The sequence below is a fragment of the Ralstonia sp. 25C genome (genome assembly GCF_051904805.1).
Lineage (GTDB): Bacteria > Pseudomonadota > Gammaproteobacteria > Burkholderiales > Burkholderiaceae > Ralstonia.
The window spans coordinates 2,613,914-2,628,799 of record NZ_CP196737.1 but is presented as its reverse complement, the minus strand read 5'-3'; the positions used below and the strand labels follow the sequence as shown (position 1 = coordinate 2,628,799).

Genomic DNA, 14,886 nt, shown 5'->3' with positions numbered 1-14,886 from the left:
AGGATTATTGAAAATAAAGAAAGTCATTCCGATTATTTCGATCGATACACGGAACCTTTGGTCCCGCATCGACCTACCCGCCTGAAAACCGGAAAGCCAATGAATAAAGGCCCTGTAAATTTCCGCTCAACCTTTTGGTGGGGAAAAATTTACAGGGCCTTGCTTTACCGATTTAGACCAGTTTTTCTTAGAACGGTCGTGAGCATTACGCGAGGTGGACCGACGAACTCTTCTCGAGGTATTCGCCGGCGATTTCAGCGCGGATACCGACTCGGATCACGGTGATGCCTGAGCCGCCACAGCCGTCTGCTCGGTCACCGACTGAGATGCCGTCGAAGCCGTCGGCTTGCCCAGCATGAAACTCACCTGCACACAGAGAATGCTGATCACGGACAGCAACGGCAACAACCACCAATCACGCGAGGTGACCACTAGCCAGCGGCGCTTCGGACGAACGCTGGCCGCTAGCAAGTCAGCGCGCTGCGTCTCAGTCAACTCGGCCACGTGGGCGGATGCCAGACGACGTTGCGCAAGCACGGCACTTCTCAGCCGCTGTGAGTACGTCAGGATCGAGTTGCGTCGATCCACGCCATAACGCCAGGCCATGAACAGGAACGTGAGCAGGATGAACGGATGCTCCATCCCTTTTGAAATGCCGTCGACAACCAGCACCCACAGGGCCCAGAGTGTCGCCGCCATGCCAGGGATATACCCGCGCCACACAGCACTCTGGCGCCTCGCATCCACCGGTGAGGGATCTGCCACGAAGTTGGTGGCATCGCTGCCGTCGACCCACACCTCATAAGTCTTGTTCTCGTACTCATAGATCACGTGACAGATCGGCACGTAAAGCTTGCTGTACTGCTTGCCGATCGATGCGCTCCAGTGCCAGTCGCTCTGACGGTCTCCTTGGCGATGCGCTTCGACGCTCATGCTGATCACGCCATCGACCTGCGCTTCGCCGCGATCGCGATAGGCCTCCGGCTCAGCCACCGTGAAAGCCTCCACCTGCATGCCGCTGGTGTATGCGGCGTCATAGCGTGTCGCGCTGGCGAGCCCGCGACAGCCCTCGACCAAGCTGGCAACCACAGGAAGCGCGCTCTGCTTCAGGCGGCTACCTGCATACGTCGCTACGCCAAGCGTACCGACATCGTGGCCGCTGGCAGGCGACCAATCCGTGACCGTCCGTGTCTTCGTGACAGTTTTGCTGTTCCCGTCCGAATCGCGCTCGTATTCGGTGTAGGACTCGGTCCGGTCAAAACCGAAGCTGGCACTCCACAGTGCCTGGAATCCGCCGCTGTACATGTAGGCCGGAACATAGAACTGCTCGACCGTCTTGAACGCCGCTTGCTCCACCAGATCGTCCGGTGTGTAGTCGCCAATCGCCAGGAACTGCCGGACCGAATCCAGGAGTTGATCCTTGGTGACGGACAAGGGCACGATCAGTTCTTCTGGCCCAGTGGGGGCCTTGTCAGCCTCGCTTGCAGCACTGGCGACCTCGGGCTCGGGCTCGATCTGCGTGACAGTACGGCAGTAAAGACACTTCAGCGCGCGGGCACCCGGCGAGTACTCGAGGCTCGCTCCGCAATTCGGGCAGATCAGCGCGCGCTCACGGTTTTCCAATTGGCTCTCCCATTGAACCCCATCCATCACGGACGGAGTCCCTCGTTCTTGTTTGTTGGCGACCGCTCAGTCGAGCGCTCTTTATACAGTCACGCCGTGACACCTACCTCCCCGCAACAAAGGGAACTGGCAAGGCCGACACGACGTTTTTCGCACACGTTGCACAACGCACGGCGCACGACTTCGGTGCACGCATGGAACGACCCGCCAGAATGAGAAAGGCCCCGCAGTGCATGCCCGACCGGGTGGTCAGACAGCGACTGCGGGGCCTTTCCCGTATGGAAGGCGCTGTATTCCGATTAAAACGGTTATGAGCACTTCTGCGCGTAAACAAGGCCGCCAGGGCCCCGCAGCGCAAGCCCTAGCTCTGGCTCTCTCATCAGAACGGTAAACAAACGACGCTCGAGCAGCCCGCATTGTTTACAGTTCTTGCGCGTCCCCACTTGAGCAGAAACCGCCGAAGATGAGGCGTAGCCCATGGATAGTTGGAGTTGCGGAAGAATAGACGAAGCCCCGAGGTGGGTTGGTCAAAGGGAAGACCTCTGCAGCTGGCCGAACCAATGTGTCCGTGGACAGAACGGGACCTTAGACCACGTTGCGATGAACGGAGCCGGCGTCAGAACCGACCGAGGTTACTTGGGGGGTATCGCGCAGCACCGGCAATGAGTCCACGCGTTGTGGGTCGCCTGCTGGACTGCTGGAACACACATTCCGAATACAACAGACGCCGACGGCACCTAGCATATTGACGTAGGGTTGGGCACAAGGCCCTGCCAATCCAATGGCTCAGGCCATCATATCTCAAAAATCGACTACGCCCAAGTCGGAAACGTGGGCGGCGCCAAGACGGTGTCCGTGGGACAAAGGCGAAATGGCCGGCTTCCGCGGTGGGTCTAGAAACCACACTCAGAACGTATTCTTGGACTCTAGCGTCCAAGGCTACTGTCGGCAATGCGGTCACCCACCCAGTGAGGGGCAGCAACTTTGTTCCGCCCCTAGACGGACTGGGTGAGCCCCCGAGCCGCAGGCCGGTCACGCCAAGAGCTTCGCGACAGTCTCTTTAACCTCCGCTTCCGACGGAGAAAACAGCCTGAACAGAGGAATATTAAGTTGGCGACAGATGAATTCAGCGTGCCGCAGCTCCTTTTGAGCAAAGACTTCGATTTCCACTTGACTCCACGTGTCGTCGCCTCGCCGCAGAAGCCTGTCAGCAATGACCCTGCTTTCTGCCTCCAAGAGGAGAACGCCATGAAGCATCAGTTGCTCGTAGGTTTCTAGTCCGATCTGCTCGTGAATCCCCACGGCGCGACGCAGCACGAAGTGACCATCTAGAACGATCTTCTGGCCTTCATGCTCCAAGCGATGGACCGCCGCTATCAAAGCGTGCTGGTTCTCATCAATGTCATCAACTTGGCGCGACATGGTCCAATTTGCCAGTCCTCTCTGCTCTCGGATCAGCTGGCTTGCTGTTGCGTGCCGCACACCGAGACTCTCGCAAACAGGTTTGAGAACAAAGGTCTTTCCTACCGCATGGACCCCGGCTACGAACAGCGTCACTTTTGCCCCTTTCGTCCAATCAGCTTCTTTTCAAGCTTCGCGAATTCGCTTGCGTCCAAGTACCGAAACGACTGCGGCGGCACAAAGTTGTCGATCACGTCGGACGGCGCCAAGCTCTTCGGCGGGCTGAAGACCCGGCCCAGCAATACCGCAACACCTTTGGATTTTCCCGTGAAGTAGGTCCGTAGCTCTTGTCGAGTCAACCCGCCGCCCATGTCCGTGCATGTCTTCCATAGTGCGGTGGGAGATGCAACTACGACCTCTACTACTTCAACCATGCCGACGATCTTTTGAACCGGCGCACTCGAGTAGAGCACGATCATGCCAACGCCCTCAGCGGCCCACGAGCGACGAAACTCAACTCGCTTGGAGCCAGAGAGAATCAAGTCGGCATACTTCGGCTTGATGGAAAGCAAGACAGCTCTACCGCATGGCTGCGGCGAGGACCCTTGAAAAAGCGACATCAGAAACCTTACAAATAGATTGAATTGGGCCCGTCACGACCCCATCAAGAATGAGTCGATCGTACCCGACGATCGTTGTGAAGTGGCCAACGAGTCGGAACAGCATGACTTTGGTTGGTTTTTGCGCCAGCGCGTCTATCTCGCCAATGCTGTAGACGGTGCGACGGCTCACCAAGCTGGCGATCTGCGCTCCATCACTGGATACCTCAAATTGCTCCACCACCCCCAATGAGGTCACGGCCTTCTCGTCCATCGTTCGATAAAACAGCAGGACATCGCCGGGTCGGATCGAGTTTGTCGGAGCGTGGCACAGATACGCCAGCTTGATTGCGTTTCCAACGTTGCCACTTGGTGCGAAGAGCCTCGGCTGAACCGGTACGTAGTCCGGGAAAAGGGTCTCGTGATAGTGCGGTTTGATTGGCACCAAGAACTTCTGAACTGCTGGGTCGGATCGATAGTGCGGAAAGAAGCGGCGGACGTACTCGACAGGTGCCACGCCATCCAGTGGAGGCCGCTCCACGGGATGCGACTTGACCAACACCATGTCGCCTTTGTATGTGCCACGTTCCTCAAAGCCGAAATTCATCAGAACACGGATGAGGTAGTCCTGGCTCTCCGGCCTCGCAGTGATGAAGATGTGCTCGCAGCCATTTTCCGTCGCATATCGGAATGCCGCCTTCAGGAAGAGCTCGCCAATCTTCCTTCCTCTGACCGATTCGCCGACCTTGAACGTACAGAGCTTTAGAGCTGCGCCGTTCAGGACGTCGCCACTATCGCTGAAGACTTCGTCGGTTTGGACCTGATAGATGCATATGGCGGTCAACGTACCACCATCGTCGCGGTACACCCAAGCGTGGCGATCCTCTCTCGCCTTACGGCGAAACCATTCATCGAAACCATCGCGCCCATCAACAGGCGGATAGCCTGCTCGCAGGCTGTCAAAGAATGCCGTCGGGAGCTCTGGCGTAAGGCTATGAAGAGGTGCGCCTTGGATATTCGGCAGAACAATCTGCCGAGTTTCGTGAAGTCGTTTTAGCCAATCTTCCGCTGTCTGAATCGTGTAGACACGATGGGCAAGACCACGAGAACGCGCCTTTGCGTGAATTCCACGATCTTCAGTAACCAGTGCGTGGACTGCGTCGCAGTGGAGAGCATATAGAAGCTCGTTATCGCACGCGTCGTTTGGTCCGGTGCTGGCTGTGTTCCAAACACATGGGGCGGGGTCTTGCAGCGCTGGGTACAACCGAATCCGTTGCAGATTCCGCTGACGTCGCTCGGCATTGCTATCCCGCTCGAAGTCGGCAATGTTGGCGGGGTGGTACATCAACTGATGCCCACCGATACTCGCTAGCCGAACAAAGTTCGTCAAGTTACCTTCGAGCACTTGGTACGAGTCCTGAAGTGGAATCAGGACATTCGTGTCAAGCAAGAACCGTAAGCGCTGCGGCATAGCCCGTCGCCCAATGGATGCTGGATAGCGTCAGATATGATGGCAACAGAGCATCAACGCGGACATTGGTTTAGACATTTTTTCCTACATAGAGTGGAGAGGCCCAATCGTGCGCCTCCAACCACTGACGATAGCCGTCATTCTCCCTCCCGCCCAAATTCAAGACAAACTCGACTCCAAACAGGGCGATCACCAAATATGCTTCTGAAGACCGAGTATAGAGAATATCGAACTCGTTCAGTAACTCGAAATACTGGTCACCATCTCGGAAAACAGCATTGATCGGATACAGAGTTCTGGTCGTGAATGGCCAATCTGCGCCCTCGTTGTAGCGAGCAAATTTGCGCAACTCGTCAAGCTCGCGGCAGTTGACCAGTTCATCGTTCCAACTCGGCACTTTCAGAGTCTTGTGGGCGAGGACCTCAAGTCCGACCTTGGCCAAGAACCGGGACATCTGGCGTAGCGCCGGGCGATCGACACCGTCAGCAGGCTCCCAACTGGGGACACGGCCACGCTTGTTAGGCACCTCCAGGCCAGCGCGTATGTGCCGAAATATGGGCGACTCGAGAATTTGCCGCTCTACCTTTCTTGAGAAGTATTGATTGCAGCTATCGCATACCGTGCCAACCGGCAACACATGCTCCGGACTCCCCAGTGACTCCGGTACGATGTGCTCTACCGAGCAACTGGTTGACGAATCCTCTTTGCAGAAAATGCATCGCATGGGCCGAGCGCCTCAAATCAGGAGTGGTCCCCGAACTACCGTTCCATCGCACAAGCGACCGATTGCTTTGGACCGCCTCTCATAGAGAAGAGGCGAGTCAACGTGTTAACGACTCGCCCCGACGGGCTACTAGCTCTCGAAAAGCGGTCCGGGACTACTCTTATCTCCAAGAGCCGGCACCTTCGGCTTACCAGCAACAGACTTTGTAGCGACGTTGCCGCTCCATGCGTCTGCGAACGCTGATCGCTCCAGTCCCGCGAAGTCCATCAGTACACCCAGGAATGACTTCTCTTCAAGCGGGAGTTGGTCGAAGCCCTGTAACTCGACTTTAAATCCCTCAAACTCCAACGAGCGAGCAACGCGAAATAAAGCATCTCCTTTGAGTTGACTCAGCACATGATCGGCAACCACTTCGGCAGGGATACTTTGGAAGTCTTCCTGAATTGCATTCAGCATTGATTGTGAGATAGCTCGTCCGTTAGGTGCATAGCGCTCAATTAGGGCTGCAGCGACACGCACCTTCTCCATGCCTGAAACCTCGTCCTCGTCACCATAGCGGATTACATTCAAAATCGTGTTCCGTCGCTCCTCAGTCGATTTGAAAGACACTTTCGTGAGAGCGAAGTCTAAGGTAATCGCAACGATAGACGCGGCAATATATGCTAATCGCAACGCAGCCTCAGCCGCACCGCTGCTGGGATGACAGGCCCCAAGAACACGAGCAAAGCCAACGAAGTGGTCTAGCGCCCGATTCACTGTGCCTGAGCCAAATCCATCGATAAGTCCAGCCTTCAGATCTTGATAGCGGAGCTGAAGATCTTTGTTTCGGCGCCCCCTGTTGACGGCCTTTATTGCCTTATCGAGATCCTCTTCGCTTAGCCTGTCTGCAAAGAGTACCTTCTCGCTCTCGGCCATACGCTTCAGATCAGCGCCATCCAAGACCGCAACGCCAAGACGTGACGAAATCTCTTTGAGCATCGACCTATTGTCAGTAGTTGCCACATACGCACCATCTACTTGCAATAGCTCAAACAATCCTCTGGTCCAGAGCAAGCGTTCGATCGCCTTGGGCTTCAATTTCGACTTTGCGTCGACGATCTGGCGCCTACGCGAGGACCCTGTCGGTCGCTCGTACAACCAGATGTCCACGTCGGTCAAATCGTCGCCGTCAAGCTGCAACGGGACCCCGCGCACCGCGTACATACCGGCACGAAGGAAGTAGGCTCGAAGAAGCTCCTCCAGCAAGTAGCCCTTTTCTCCTGTTTTTGCCATTTCTTAGATGCCCCTTCCGGCCCGAAGCGCGCTCAGAATGTCGTGAGTGTGTCTCTTGCTTGGCTGTGATTGCCTCTTTCTCGTCTGTTCGCGAGCGTACTCTGGACCTTGGTAGCCGGTCATTGGGGCACTCGGCGGCACATTGATCGATTCTGCATTTGCGTTACCGCGCTTCAACACCTGTAACGCAAGTTCACCCACTTCCCTCTTCAATAGCTTCATGCTGAACATGCCCGACGTCGTAGCAGGGATCAATTGAACAACGCGATTCTGTTCCAAAACACGGTAGTCTGCACCGATTGCGGTGGCTGGGCCAATTGTTCGACCAGCAATGAGAGCGTTGAGAATCCAGTCAAAATTTAGGATACGACCCTGTGAAGACGGGCGAAGCTGCATGCCGTATGACAATGCGGAGACCAAGGCCTTTGCCATATCGAACGTATCGTCTATCAGCGGATTCACGAATTTGTGAAAGGCGCCCGGTAGTGTCACGAACGCATGATCACCACGCTCATTGGCAACGGTGTTGACCTCGAGCACACCCGCAGCCTTGAGCTTCTCGAACAACGCCTGGCCTAAAACCTGCTCGCAGCTATTCGCGTATATACATCCTGCTTTGTTTAATTGATCGGTTATCGCCGTCAACGAGCTTTGCTCCGCTGATGATAGGGACGACAACACTCGCGCAGCCTTTGCTACTGCATCCTTCTTGAACAAATTGCCATTGAAAAGAAGGATGCTGGACGGGTCATCCCCTTCCTGATCGACGAATCCAATTTCAGCAGAGCGGCGCAAAAAATCACCAACATCAGCGGACTTCATTTTGAACGTGTCGCCGACATATTCCTTTGCATCGGCAAGTGGAAGCGGAGCCCGCGAAGCCAGCTCGCCAAGCGCGATCGCCGCACGTTCGTGACTTCCTGGTTGCGCTTCGTCAAAAATATCGGCCGCATGTGACAAGACGCTTCGGGTCGTGACACCCAAGACCTGTACGTCATCGCCAGCGATGTCTATCAACCGCCGCCCTTTGAGCAGTTGAAGATAATGCGCTAGCTCCGTTCGAGGGTTGAGCTTAGTGGCCATGGCGATCGCAGCCACCTCCTCCTTCCCGAGTGTGGCTTCGTCCGTTTCTCCCAGCCGCATCAGGAGTTCAGCGGCCTTTCCGGCCTCATCGAGGGCCGAATATTCCGCAGGCGCTGCTGTATCTGAAATTATCTTCCTAGAATGGTGGATAATCCACGCGCCTGTTGTCTCTTTATCCAAGCTTAAAGCCATTCCCTTCCCCATAAAAATCTCCGAACCTTTTTTTGGCAACCGCGTTACGTGCCACCTCGGTCTGCCTCACATTATCACGGTTTCCAGATTTTTCTGGCCATCCGGGATTTTCCCCTCAGGTAAAGGAGACTCGATTGCGGACCTTGACCAAGATACCTACCAACTTGGTAGGTATTGTTGTAGGGCAAAGCCTGGAAATGCCAATACGAGTATGAGCGAGCCCGACGCGACGAACTTACGCGCAAACCTGCTTCGGCGATATATCAACAACACGGGAAAAACGCTGGTCATGCCTCATACGTTTGGGGGCAGGGCCGAAACTACCGAGGTCGCTCTAGCGACGACAAGGGATCACATCAAGATTACATAGAGGTCCGGTACATCCGCAAACGGTGGGCTGTTTGGCAGGAGAAAGCAGCTTCTGCAGTCTAGTCAGAAACCGCCCTCCGGGCGGAAAACTCGGGCGACGCAAACGCCCCGAGCTTGCCCCATCAAAACCGAGCCGCTGTTGGTGTTACCACGCCTTGATACGGAATAGACGGCCTTCCGGTCCTTCGTCGTGAAGGGTCAACACAACCTCGTCGGGAGAGAAAACGGGCAGTTCGTCGTCAACTGCCGGCGGCATATCGGATGCAATCAGAGTGATAACGGGCTGGACGCCAAGGTCCGCATACTGGCGAATCACTGCAAGGAGGTTGGCCTTCTTACGTTCGTCCAAAGACTCGAAAACGCCGTCGTGATAGACGAAGCGGGGGAACTTCTCATGAAGGTGCGCTCGCACAACGGCGAGGTCGAACGCAATACATAGGAGCTTACGGTAGGTATGTCCGAGGCCGGCACTGGTGGCATTACCTGCATCGTCAAGGATGTCGGCCTTGAACTCAAGATGCCCCTCCCCGTTGACGCGCACGTTGAGTAACGCCTTGTGCGCGATCACGTCCTCGACGATCTCGCTGAAGTAGAGGCGAATGGTAGAGAAGAGACTACCGTTGTCGGCGCTCTGCGCCTCGACGTTGGATTCGATCTGCGATTGAAGATGCGTGCACTCTTCAGAGAGCGCGCGAATCTCCCCTCGAAGTTCCTGCAAGCGATGAAGGAAGCTGCGTTGGCGTTCCAACGTTGCAATGTCGGCGCGCAGCGTCACGAGGTCATCCGTGACCTGCTTGTACTTGGCGAACACGTCCGTCCCACTCAGGAAACCCAGCATATCGGAACGACGCTTGCCGAGCGTGTTCAGCTCTCCGCCGATGGTTTTGAGTTCCGCTTCGACCTCTGCACGCTCCTCTTGGAGATAGCCACGCCGCTCCTCAGTGATGGCCCGGTTGAAAGCGATTAGCTGCTCAAAGTCCCTCTTGATCTGCCCTGAGAACAGAACCCCTGCTTCCCTGAAGAGGCGCTGCGCCTCCTCGGGGTTGAACAGTATCTGATCCTCTTCGAGCGAGGCGGCGATCTTCTTCTTGCTTTGATTCAGCGAGTAGCGCTGCGAGTTAAGCGCGGCGATGCGCGTGTCGATTTCATCGACAACTTGCTTCGTGCGCTCCTTGTCCTGCTGGCGAAAATCGAAGGCGTCGAGCAACTTCTGCTTCTTTTCCGCATCCTTTTGTTTCAAAAGCAAGATGCCTTCGATGTTGCCGATGTCATCACCCGAACCACCAAGCTCAGCCTTCACCGTTTCGGCCTTGGCCTTTCGCTCCTCAAGCTGCATCTCTTTCTCGTAGCGCAGCGCGATGAGTTTGTAGTCAAAGCCCAGGATGTGGGAGACGTATGGCTTCCACTCTGCATGCGAGCCGACGAACCGGCGGAGTTGGAAGACCTCCTGGAAGTCGTCCTGACTACGGAGCTGATACCCAAGCCCCTTTCGAAAGTCCCAAGGGGACACCGCGCGCCAGTCGAGCAAGCTGTCAAGCATTTCGCGAGCACGATCGAAGGGCAAATTGGCGTGATCCCAATCAGCCTCAGGCAGCTCGGTGAAGTCCTGATGCGAAGCGTCGTGCTTCTTGAAACTAATCTTGGTAGCCTCATCAACAGCGCGCCGCACCGTTACGTACGAGGCGTCGCCGAGCTCGACCTCTAGATAGAAGACGAAATCCTTGAATAGGTCTTCATGCTTGAACAGGAAGAACTTCGGATCGCGCCCTGCCAGGAAGCAGAAGTCGATCATCCGCCCTAGCGTCGTCTTGCCGAGGTTGTGCGTATCCTTGTTGCGATTCTCGGGTAGCCTGATCTCGGCGAGGACGACGTTCAAGCCCGACCGAAAATTGACCGGGCCGAACAGGTCGGGCTTGTTGCAGTAGAGCTTAGACAGCTTCATTTGGCCCCACGTATTCGATGGCATCAGTCTTGGGGCGATACTCGATCAGTCCGAGAAGGAACAGAAAGTTGAGCGCAGGCAGGAACAAAACGTCTCCACCAGCGACGGTCTTCTTTGCATAGGTGCGCAAAGCGCTGTAGCCGTCCAGCCTGCGTTTGCGAAGGCGCGCAAGCAAGAGCAGCGCGACATTCACGACTGTCCGATCGGGATGCGAATGCTTAGTTGGCCGCAGCATCGTCGCTCTCCCCGATGTCGCAGTTCCAGTACATATAGAAGAGCATGACGCGGGTCAGCCGTTTGTTCCCACTAAGCAGTGGATCGCGCTTGAAGAGGATATCTAGCAGGTACTCCATCACCTCATCGAACGACTGGTAGTCCTTGCGCTTTGAGATAATTTTAAGCTGGAATTCATCGACGACAGACTCGTACATCCGCAGTAGGTCATCGTTCTCAGGTGCGGCGAGGAAGACCTGGACCTGCGCTGTCTCTTTCAAATAGCGTGCGCGTAAAGCCTTGGCATACTCCGCGCTCATGCCGTTGACTTTGTTCTTGATCTCGTACGGCGTTCGCGGGGTCGGCGGAGCATCAAGCGTGGCTGCCGCTTTCTCCATGTGACGGGCCAAGGCCTGGACGACCTCCGACAGGTCGTCCGGGCTGACGATCAGGGGAGAATCGACGGGGTCGAGGCAGGCCTTGCCCGGCACGTCCGGAAACTCCTTGAGCCAGCTTTCCAACAGTTCAAGGCCACACAGCATGATCGAAGGCACCGGGAGGCCGCACGTCTTGGCTATGTGCGCGCGGATATCACTCTCTGTGTTACCTGTCAGGCGACGATTGGCGAAGAGCATGTAGTGATCAAGCTCCTTGCCATCGCGCAGCTTCTTGATACGCGGAACCTCCTTGCCGATTACGGTGTTCTCTGACTTCGGATTGAAGAAATCGCCTTCCGAAAAACTGCGGTTGTAGCCGTTCGTATGTTTAGCCTGAACGATGACAGTACCGTTCCACGGCGCGGCCTTACTCGGCAGATACTCAGCAACACCAACGAATTTGGCGTCGCGTCCGCCATCGACACCTTTAGCGAAACCTTGCACGCCCATGCCGAGCAGACGTTGACAGATAAGCACGACGAGCTGCTCGAACTGGTCTTCGCTCAGATCCTCATAGGCGTACTTCATTCGAAAGCGACCTGGTTACTGTTGAATGTGCGTGCGAGAGAAGGCGAAAAGACAGCCGCTTCCTTTCTCAGGGCTTCCGCGTGTTGCGTAATGGAGCTTAGGACTGACCGGCAGCGGTCTCCAAAGCACGGAGTGTTGGTTTCAGAGAAATCCCCGTCCTGATCCTTGAGTTGAGCATTGATCTTGACGCGGAAAAGGACTTCGCTCGCTCCCCGCATCAGGCGGTCCTCCCATGCGAGTGCGTCGCTTGGCGCTTTGTGGGCTGCACGTTGCGGTGCAAGCGCGTCGGCAACTCGCCGATCTCACGGCCTGTTTCGGTCTTCGCAACCTCAAGGTCGTATCGCACCTGCAGAGTCATCCAGTACTCGGGTTCGTTGCCGAACCAGTGGGCTAGACGAAGGGCAGAGTCGCCCGTGATGGCGCGCTTGCCGTTCACGATCTGCGTAATACGGTTGGCTGGCACGTGAAGCTGCCGAGCCAGCTCGGTCGGTGTTACGCCGAGCGCCTCAAGCTCGTGCGCTAGGACTTCGCCCGGGTGATGGGCCGTAGCAGTCATCGGCGGCTGTGCTCGGGAGCTGCTCGGTGGTGCTAGCTCCCCCTCATTGTGGAGTTGGCAGGGTAGCCTCCTTTGACGATGTACGTCAATCGTAAATCACCTCTACTACTACCCTGAGGAGGGTCATCTGCAGCCACGTGACGACCGTGCGGCGTTGAAACTTCCGCTCCGCGTCATCCATGCGATCGACGGCTCTCGGCTGGGAAGGGTCCTCGGCCTGCCGCTACAATGCCGCCTCCTCCCGATCCGTTGCTGCCGATTGCGATCGCACATCTCGCTGTGGCTGCCTGTCAACTTGGCTGTAAAACCTACGAGAAGGACGAATAGAAAAAGCCAGCCGGAGCGGGTTTGTCGAACGTCCTTTAGGACTAGGCGATCAGGAAGCGATCGAAATTCTTGCCTGCAATCCACGCGGGCGCACGGCCTCGTCCCGTCCAGGTTGCTCCTGTCTTGGGGTCTTGGTATTTCGGCGCAACGGTTCGGCGAACCTTCGCTTTGGTCTTGGACGACAAGCCAATGTCCTCTGCCGTCAGACCATAGTCCGCCACAGTCTGTTTAACCTGGGCAATGACTTGTTCAAGCTCTTTGAGGCGGGCGCCTTCAAGCTGTTCTTCCAGCTTTTGCTTCTGAGCGAGTAGTTCTTTATACGTAGCCATGGTTCCCTATGGTTGTTGTCGCAACAACACTGCAGCATATGCAAGAAAACGGCAAAAAGATAGACGCCTGTGCTTGCAGGGAATATATACGTTCGATAATGGCCTATCCCAACAATGGAAGGAACAACGATGCAGATCGTCAGACGCCTGTTCGTGGTGCCACTCGCCAACAACAATCATGGCAAGACGACCATGATCCGTGCCTTAGTCAATCAGGGGCAAGGTACAGCACTCAAGAGCATTCAAAAGAATAGCCGCTCGCTGACGAGCCCGTGGGGGAGACCGATTGACGCATACGTCTTCGGGCGCTCATACCAAGAGATAGAAAAAACGCCCTATGGCACAGTCGAAGCGGCGTTAGATGGCAATGACCCTGATTGGCGCAAGCGTGAACTCGTAATCATGCCTAGCCATGTCACGGGCATCACAAACAAACAGAGTTCGGACGACGTTGACCAGATGATCGACGCCGCTCACAGAGCAGGCTTCGATGTGATTTGCGCAACGGTAATCTTCACGGGCGAGGACGAGGAGGACCGAACTCAATTTGCGGCCATCTGGAGCAAGGCCTGGGATGAGCGATGGACAATCCCCAATCCTCGGCCGTTGAAGGCAGACGGTCAGCTCGAAGCCCTCGGGCGGGATCTGTGGACTTGGATTTGCAGGGCGCTAGCCTCGTGACTGTTCTCTGATATACGTGCTTTTGTTGGACTGGAAACTCACTTACTCGAGCCCCGAACATGGACCCCATGCCCGAAGCGACGGACTTTTACGAACAGAACTATCGCGCGGTTTGCGCCTATGTCTTGAGGGACAGTGACAAGAAAAAGGTGATCTTAGGGAGTTCAGCAAATCGGAAGTGCCGCTTTTGCGGGAAAGAACCCCCAGAAGTCAGTTTCAAGCTCGAAGCCCACGCCATACCGGAATCCCTCGGTAACAAGAAGATTTTCTCGCTATACGAATGCGATACCTGCAATAAGTTCTTCGGCAACGGAATTGAAAACGACTTCGGAAACTGGTCAAAGCCAGCACGGTCGCTGGGCCGACGCCGAGGAAAAAATGGCATACCAACCCTCAAAGGCAGCGGCGATTCCAGTTGGAGAATGGAGTGGTCTAACAACCAGTTCTCTGTCACAGCCGGAAACGACGAAAACGACATGCCGTTCAAAGCATCCGACGACATGCGAACTTTAACTTTCGAGTTGAAGCGTGATCCGCACACACCTATTGCGGTTTTGAAAGCCTTCGTGAAAATGGCTCTCACGATCATCCCCGATGAGGAACTGCCGAATTTCCGCGAAGCGTTGGCTTGGATTAAGAATCCACTGCATAGGGAAGAAATTCCACTCCTGGCACCGGTTTTGACTACTTTTACCCCCGGGCCTCAGCCAATAGATACGATCACGGTTGGGGTCATATGCCGCAAAGCTGAGTCCGTACAGGCGATACCCTATGCCTTCCTCATTCTTGTGTATGGCAATGACATGTTTCAAGTAGCGCTACCGTCGCCTGAGCGCGATCCAGTATTTGAAAGCGAGGCTCCGGTTGTCATAAAACCATTCCCGAAGTCCCCCTCGTCAAATGGCCCTCATCAGCTATACACGATAGACCTTTCAAACACAGAGGTGATCAAAGACTCGAAGATTACGTCGACCATGAAATTTGAGCAGGCTATACCAAGCGATCTCCGCGATTTCAACAAATCGTCGTAACTCGGGTGGCCTTCACAACGTCGCCTAGTGCGGATGCGGACACTGTAGCCGCACCAATAACTGGCGGCAACAAATGCAGCCGATAGCGGTCTGCACAACGGTGCTACT

General features: G+C 55.7%; 14 protein-coding genes and 1 pseudogene. 2 read left to right on the top strand and 13 right to left on the bottom strand.

Annotated elements, in window-relative coordinates; genetic code table 11:
• Positions 1-276: 276 nt before the first annotated feature.
• The 13 genes and pseudogenes from ACS7SF_RS12345 to ACS7SF_RS12285 all read right to left on the bottom strand — a co-directional run bounded on the left by ACS7SF_RS12345 (position 277) and on the right by ACS7SF_RS12285 (position 13,066).
• On the bottom strand, positions 277-1,623 hold the full coding sequence (locus ACS7SF_RS12345; protein ID WP_439890054.1) for a zinc finger domain-containing protein: 1,347 nt from the start codon (positions 1,621-1,623) through the stop codon (positions 277-279).
• A 1,032-nt stretch (positions 1,624-2,655) separates the two neighbouring features.
• Complete coding sequence (locus ACS7SF_RS12340) at positions 2,656-3,180, bottom strand: ATP-binding protein (protein WP_439890053.1); 525 nt, start codon at positions 3,178-3,180, stop codon at positions 2,656-2,658.
• On the bottom strand, positions 3,177-3,596 hold the full coding sequence (locus ACS7SF_RS12335; protein WP_439890052.1) for an ASCH domain-containing protein: 420 nt from the start codon (positions 3,594-3,596) through the stop codon (positions 3,177-3,179). Before ACS7SF_RS12335 ends, ACS7SF_RS12340 begins: the two co-directional genes overlap by 4 nt.
• Positions 3,597-3,603: 7 nt before the next feature.
• Positions 3,604-5,028: a GNAT family N-acetyltransferase gene (locus tag ACS7SF_RS12330; protein WP_439890051.1), complete on the bottom strand. Its 1,425-nt coding sequence runs from the start codon at positions 5,026-5,028 to the stop codon at positions 3,604-3,606.
• Positions 5,029-5,164: 136 nt separating this feature from the next.
• Positions 5,165-5,548: a hypothetical protein gene (locus ACS7SF_RS12325; RefSeq protein WP_439892807.1), complete on the bottom strand. Its 384-nt coding sequence runs from the start codon at positions 5,546-5,548 to the stop codon at positions 5,165-5,167.
• A gap of 123 nt (positions 5,549-5,671) precedes the next feature.
• Positions 5,672-5,818, bottom strand: a pseudogene (locus ACS7SF_RS12320) (HNH endonuclease); the annotation flags it as partial.
• Between the two features lie 129 nt (positions 5,819-5,947).
• Positions 5,948-7,090, bottom strand: coding sequence for a hypothetical protein (locus tag ACS7SF_RS12315; RefSeq protein ID WP_439890050.1), 1,143 nt, complete (start codon positions 7,088-7,090; stop codon positions 5,948-5,950).
• 3 nt (positions 7,091-7,093) lie between these two features.
• The gene (locus ACS7SF_RS12310; protein ID WP_439890049.1) at positions 7,094-8,377 is read right to left on the bottom strand and encodes a hypothetical protein; all 1,284 of its coding nucleotides are present in this window, start codon (positions 8,375-8,377) and stop codon (positions 7,094-7,096) included.
• 502 nt (positions 8,378-8,879) lie between these two features.
• Positions 8,880-10,676: a DUF2326 domain-containing protein gene (locus ACS7SF_RS12305; RefSeq protein WP_439890048.1), complete on the bottom strand. Its 1,797-nt coding sequence runs from the start codon at positions 10,674-10,676 to the stop codon at positions 8,880-8,882.
• Positions 10,663-10,911, bottom strand: a complete 249-nt coding sequence (locus ACS7SF_RS12300) for an ABC-three component system middle component 8 (RefSeq protein ID WP_439890047.1) — start codon at positions 10,909-10,911, stop codon at positions 10,663-10,665. The genes ACS7SF_RS12305 and ACS7SF_RS12300 overlap by 14 nt, the downstream gene beginning before the upstream one ends.
• Positions 10,895-11,854, bottom strand: coding sequence for an ABC-three component system protein (locus ACS7SF_RS12295; RefSeq protein WP_439890046.1), 960 nt, complete (start codon positions 11,852-11,854; stop codon positions 10,895-10,897). Before ACS7SF_RS12295 ends, ACS7SF_RS12300 begins: the two co-directional genes overlap by 17 nt.
• A 217-nt stretch (positions 11,855-12,071) precedes the next feature.
• A complete protein-coding gene (locus tag ACS7SF_RS12290; protein WP_439890045.1) occupies positions 12,072-12,410 on the bottom strand; it encodes a HigA family addiction module antitoxin in 339 nt (112 codons plus the stop codon).
• Between the two features lie 368 nt (positions 12,411-12,778).
• Entirely contained in the window at positions 12,779-13,066 is a 288-nt protein-coding gene (locus tag ACS7SF_RS12285; protein WP_439890044.1) for an H-NS histone family protein, read from the bottom strand.
• A gap of 129 nt (positions 13,067-13,195) precedes the next feature.
• On the opposite strand from ACS7SF_RS12285, the gene ACS7SF_RS12280 reads away from it, so the two are divergent.
• Positions 13,196-13,747, top strand: coding sequence for a hypothetical protein (locus tag ACS7SF_RS12280; RefSeq protein ID WP_439890043.1), 552 nt, complete (start codon positions 13,196-13,198; stop codon positions 13,745-13,747).
• 59 nt (positions 13,748-13,806) lie between these two features.
• Complete coding sequence (locus tag ACS7SF_RS12275; RefSeq protein WP_439890042.1) at positions 13,807-14,778, top strand: HNH endonuclease; 972 nt, start codon at positions 13,807-13,809, stop codon at positions 14,776-14,778.
• Positions 14,779-14,886: the final 108 nt, after the last annotated feature.

Coding starts and splice junctions, on each gene's coding strand:
- ACS7SF_RS12325 (WP_439892807.1), bottom strand. CDS start 5,548: ATGTCCCGGTTCTTGGCCAAGGTCGGACTTGAGGTCCTCGCCCACAAG.
- ACS7SF_RS12315 (WP_439890050.1), bottom strand. CDS start 7,090: ATGGCAAAAACAGGAGAAAAGGGCTACTTGCTGGAGGAGCTTCTTCGA.
- ACS7SF_RS12310 (WP_439890049.1), bottom strand. CDS start 8,377: ATGGGGAAGGGAATGGCTTTAAGCTTGGATAAAGAGACAACAGGCGCG.
- ACS7SF_RS12305 (WP_439890048.1), bottom strand. CDS start 10,676: ATGAAGCTGTCTAAGCTCTACTGCAACAAGCCCGACCTGTTCGGCCCG.
- ACS7SF_RS12300 (WP_439890047.1), bottom strand. CDS start 10,911: ATGCTGCGGCCAACTAAGCATTCGCATCCCGATCGGACAGTCGTGAAT.
- ACS7SF_RS12295 (WP_439890046.1), bottom strand. CDS start 11,854: ATGAAGTACGCCTATGAGGATCTGAGCGAAGACCAGTTCGAGCAGCTC.
- ACS7SF_RS12290 (WP_439890045.1), bottom strand. CDS start 12,410: ATGACTGCTACGGCCCATCACCCGGGCGAAGTCCTAGCGCACGAGCTT.
- ACS7SF_RS12285 (WP_439890044.1), bottom strand. CDS start 13,066: ATGGCTACGTATAAAGAACTACTCGCTCAGAAGCAAAAGCTGGAAGAA.
- ACS7SF_RS12280 (WP_439890043.1), top strand. CDS start 13,196: ATGCAGATCGTCAGACGCCTGTTCGTGGTGCCACTCGCCAACAACAAT.
- ACS7SF_RS12275 (WP_439890042.1), top strand. CDS start 13,807: ATGGACCCCATGCCCGAAGCGACGGACTTTTACGAACAGAACTATCGC.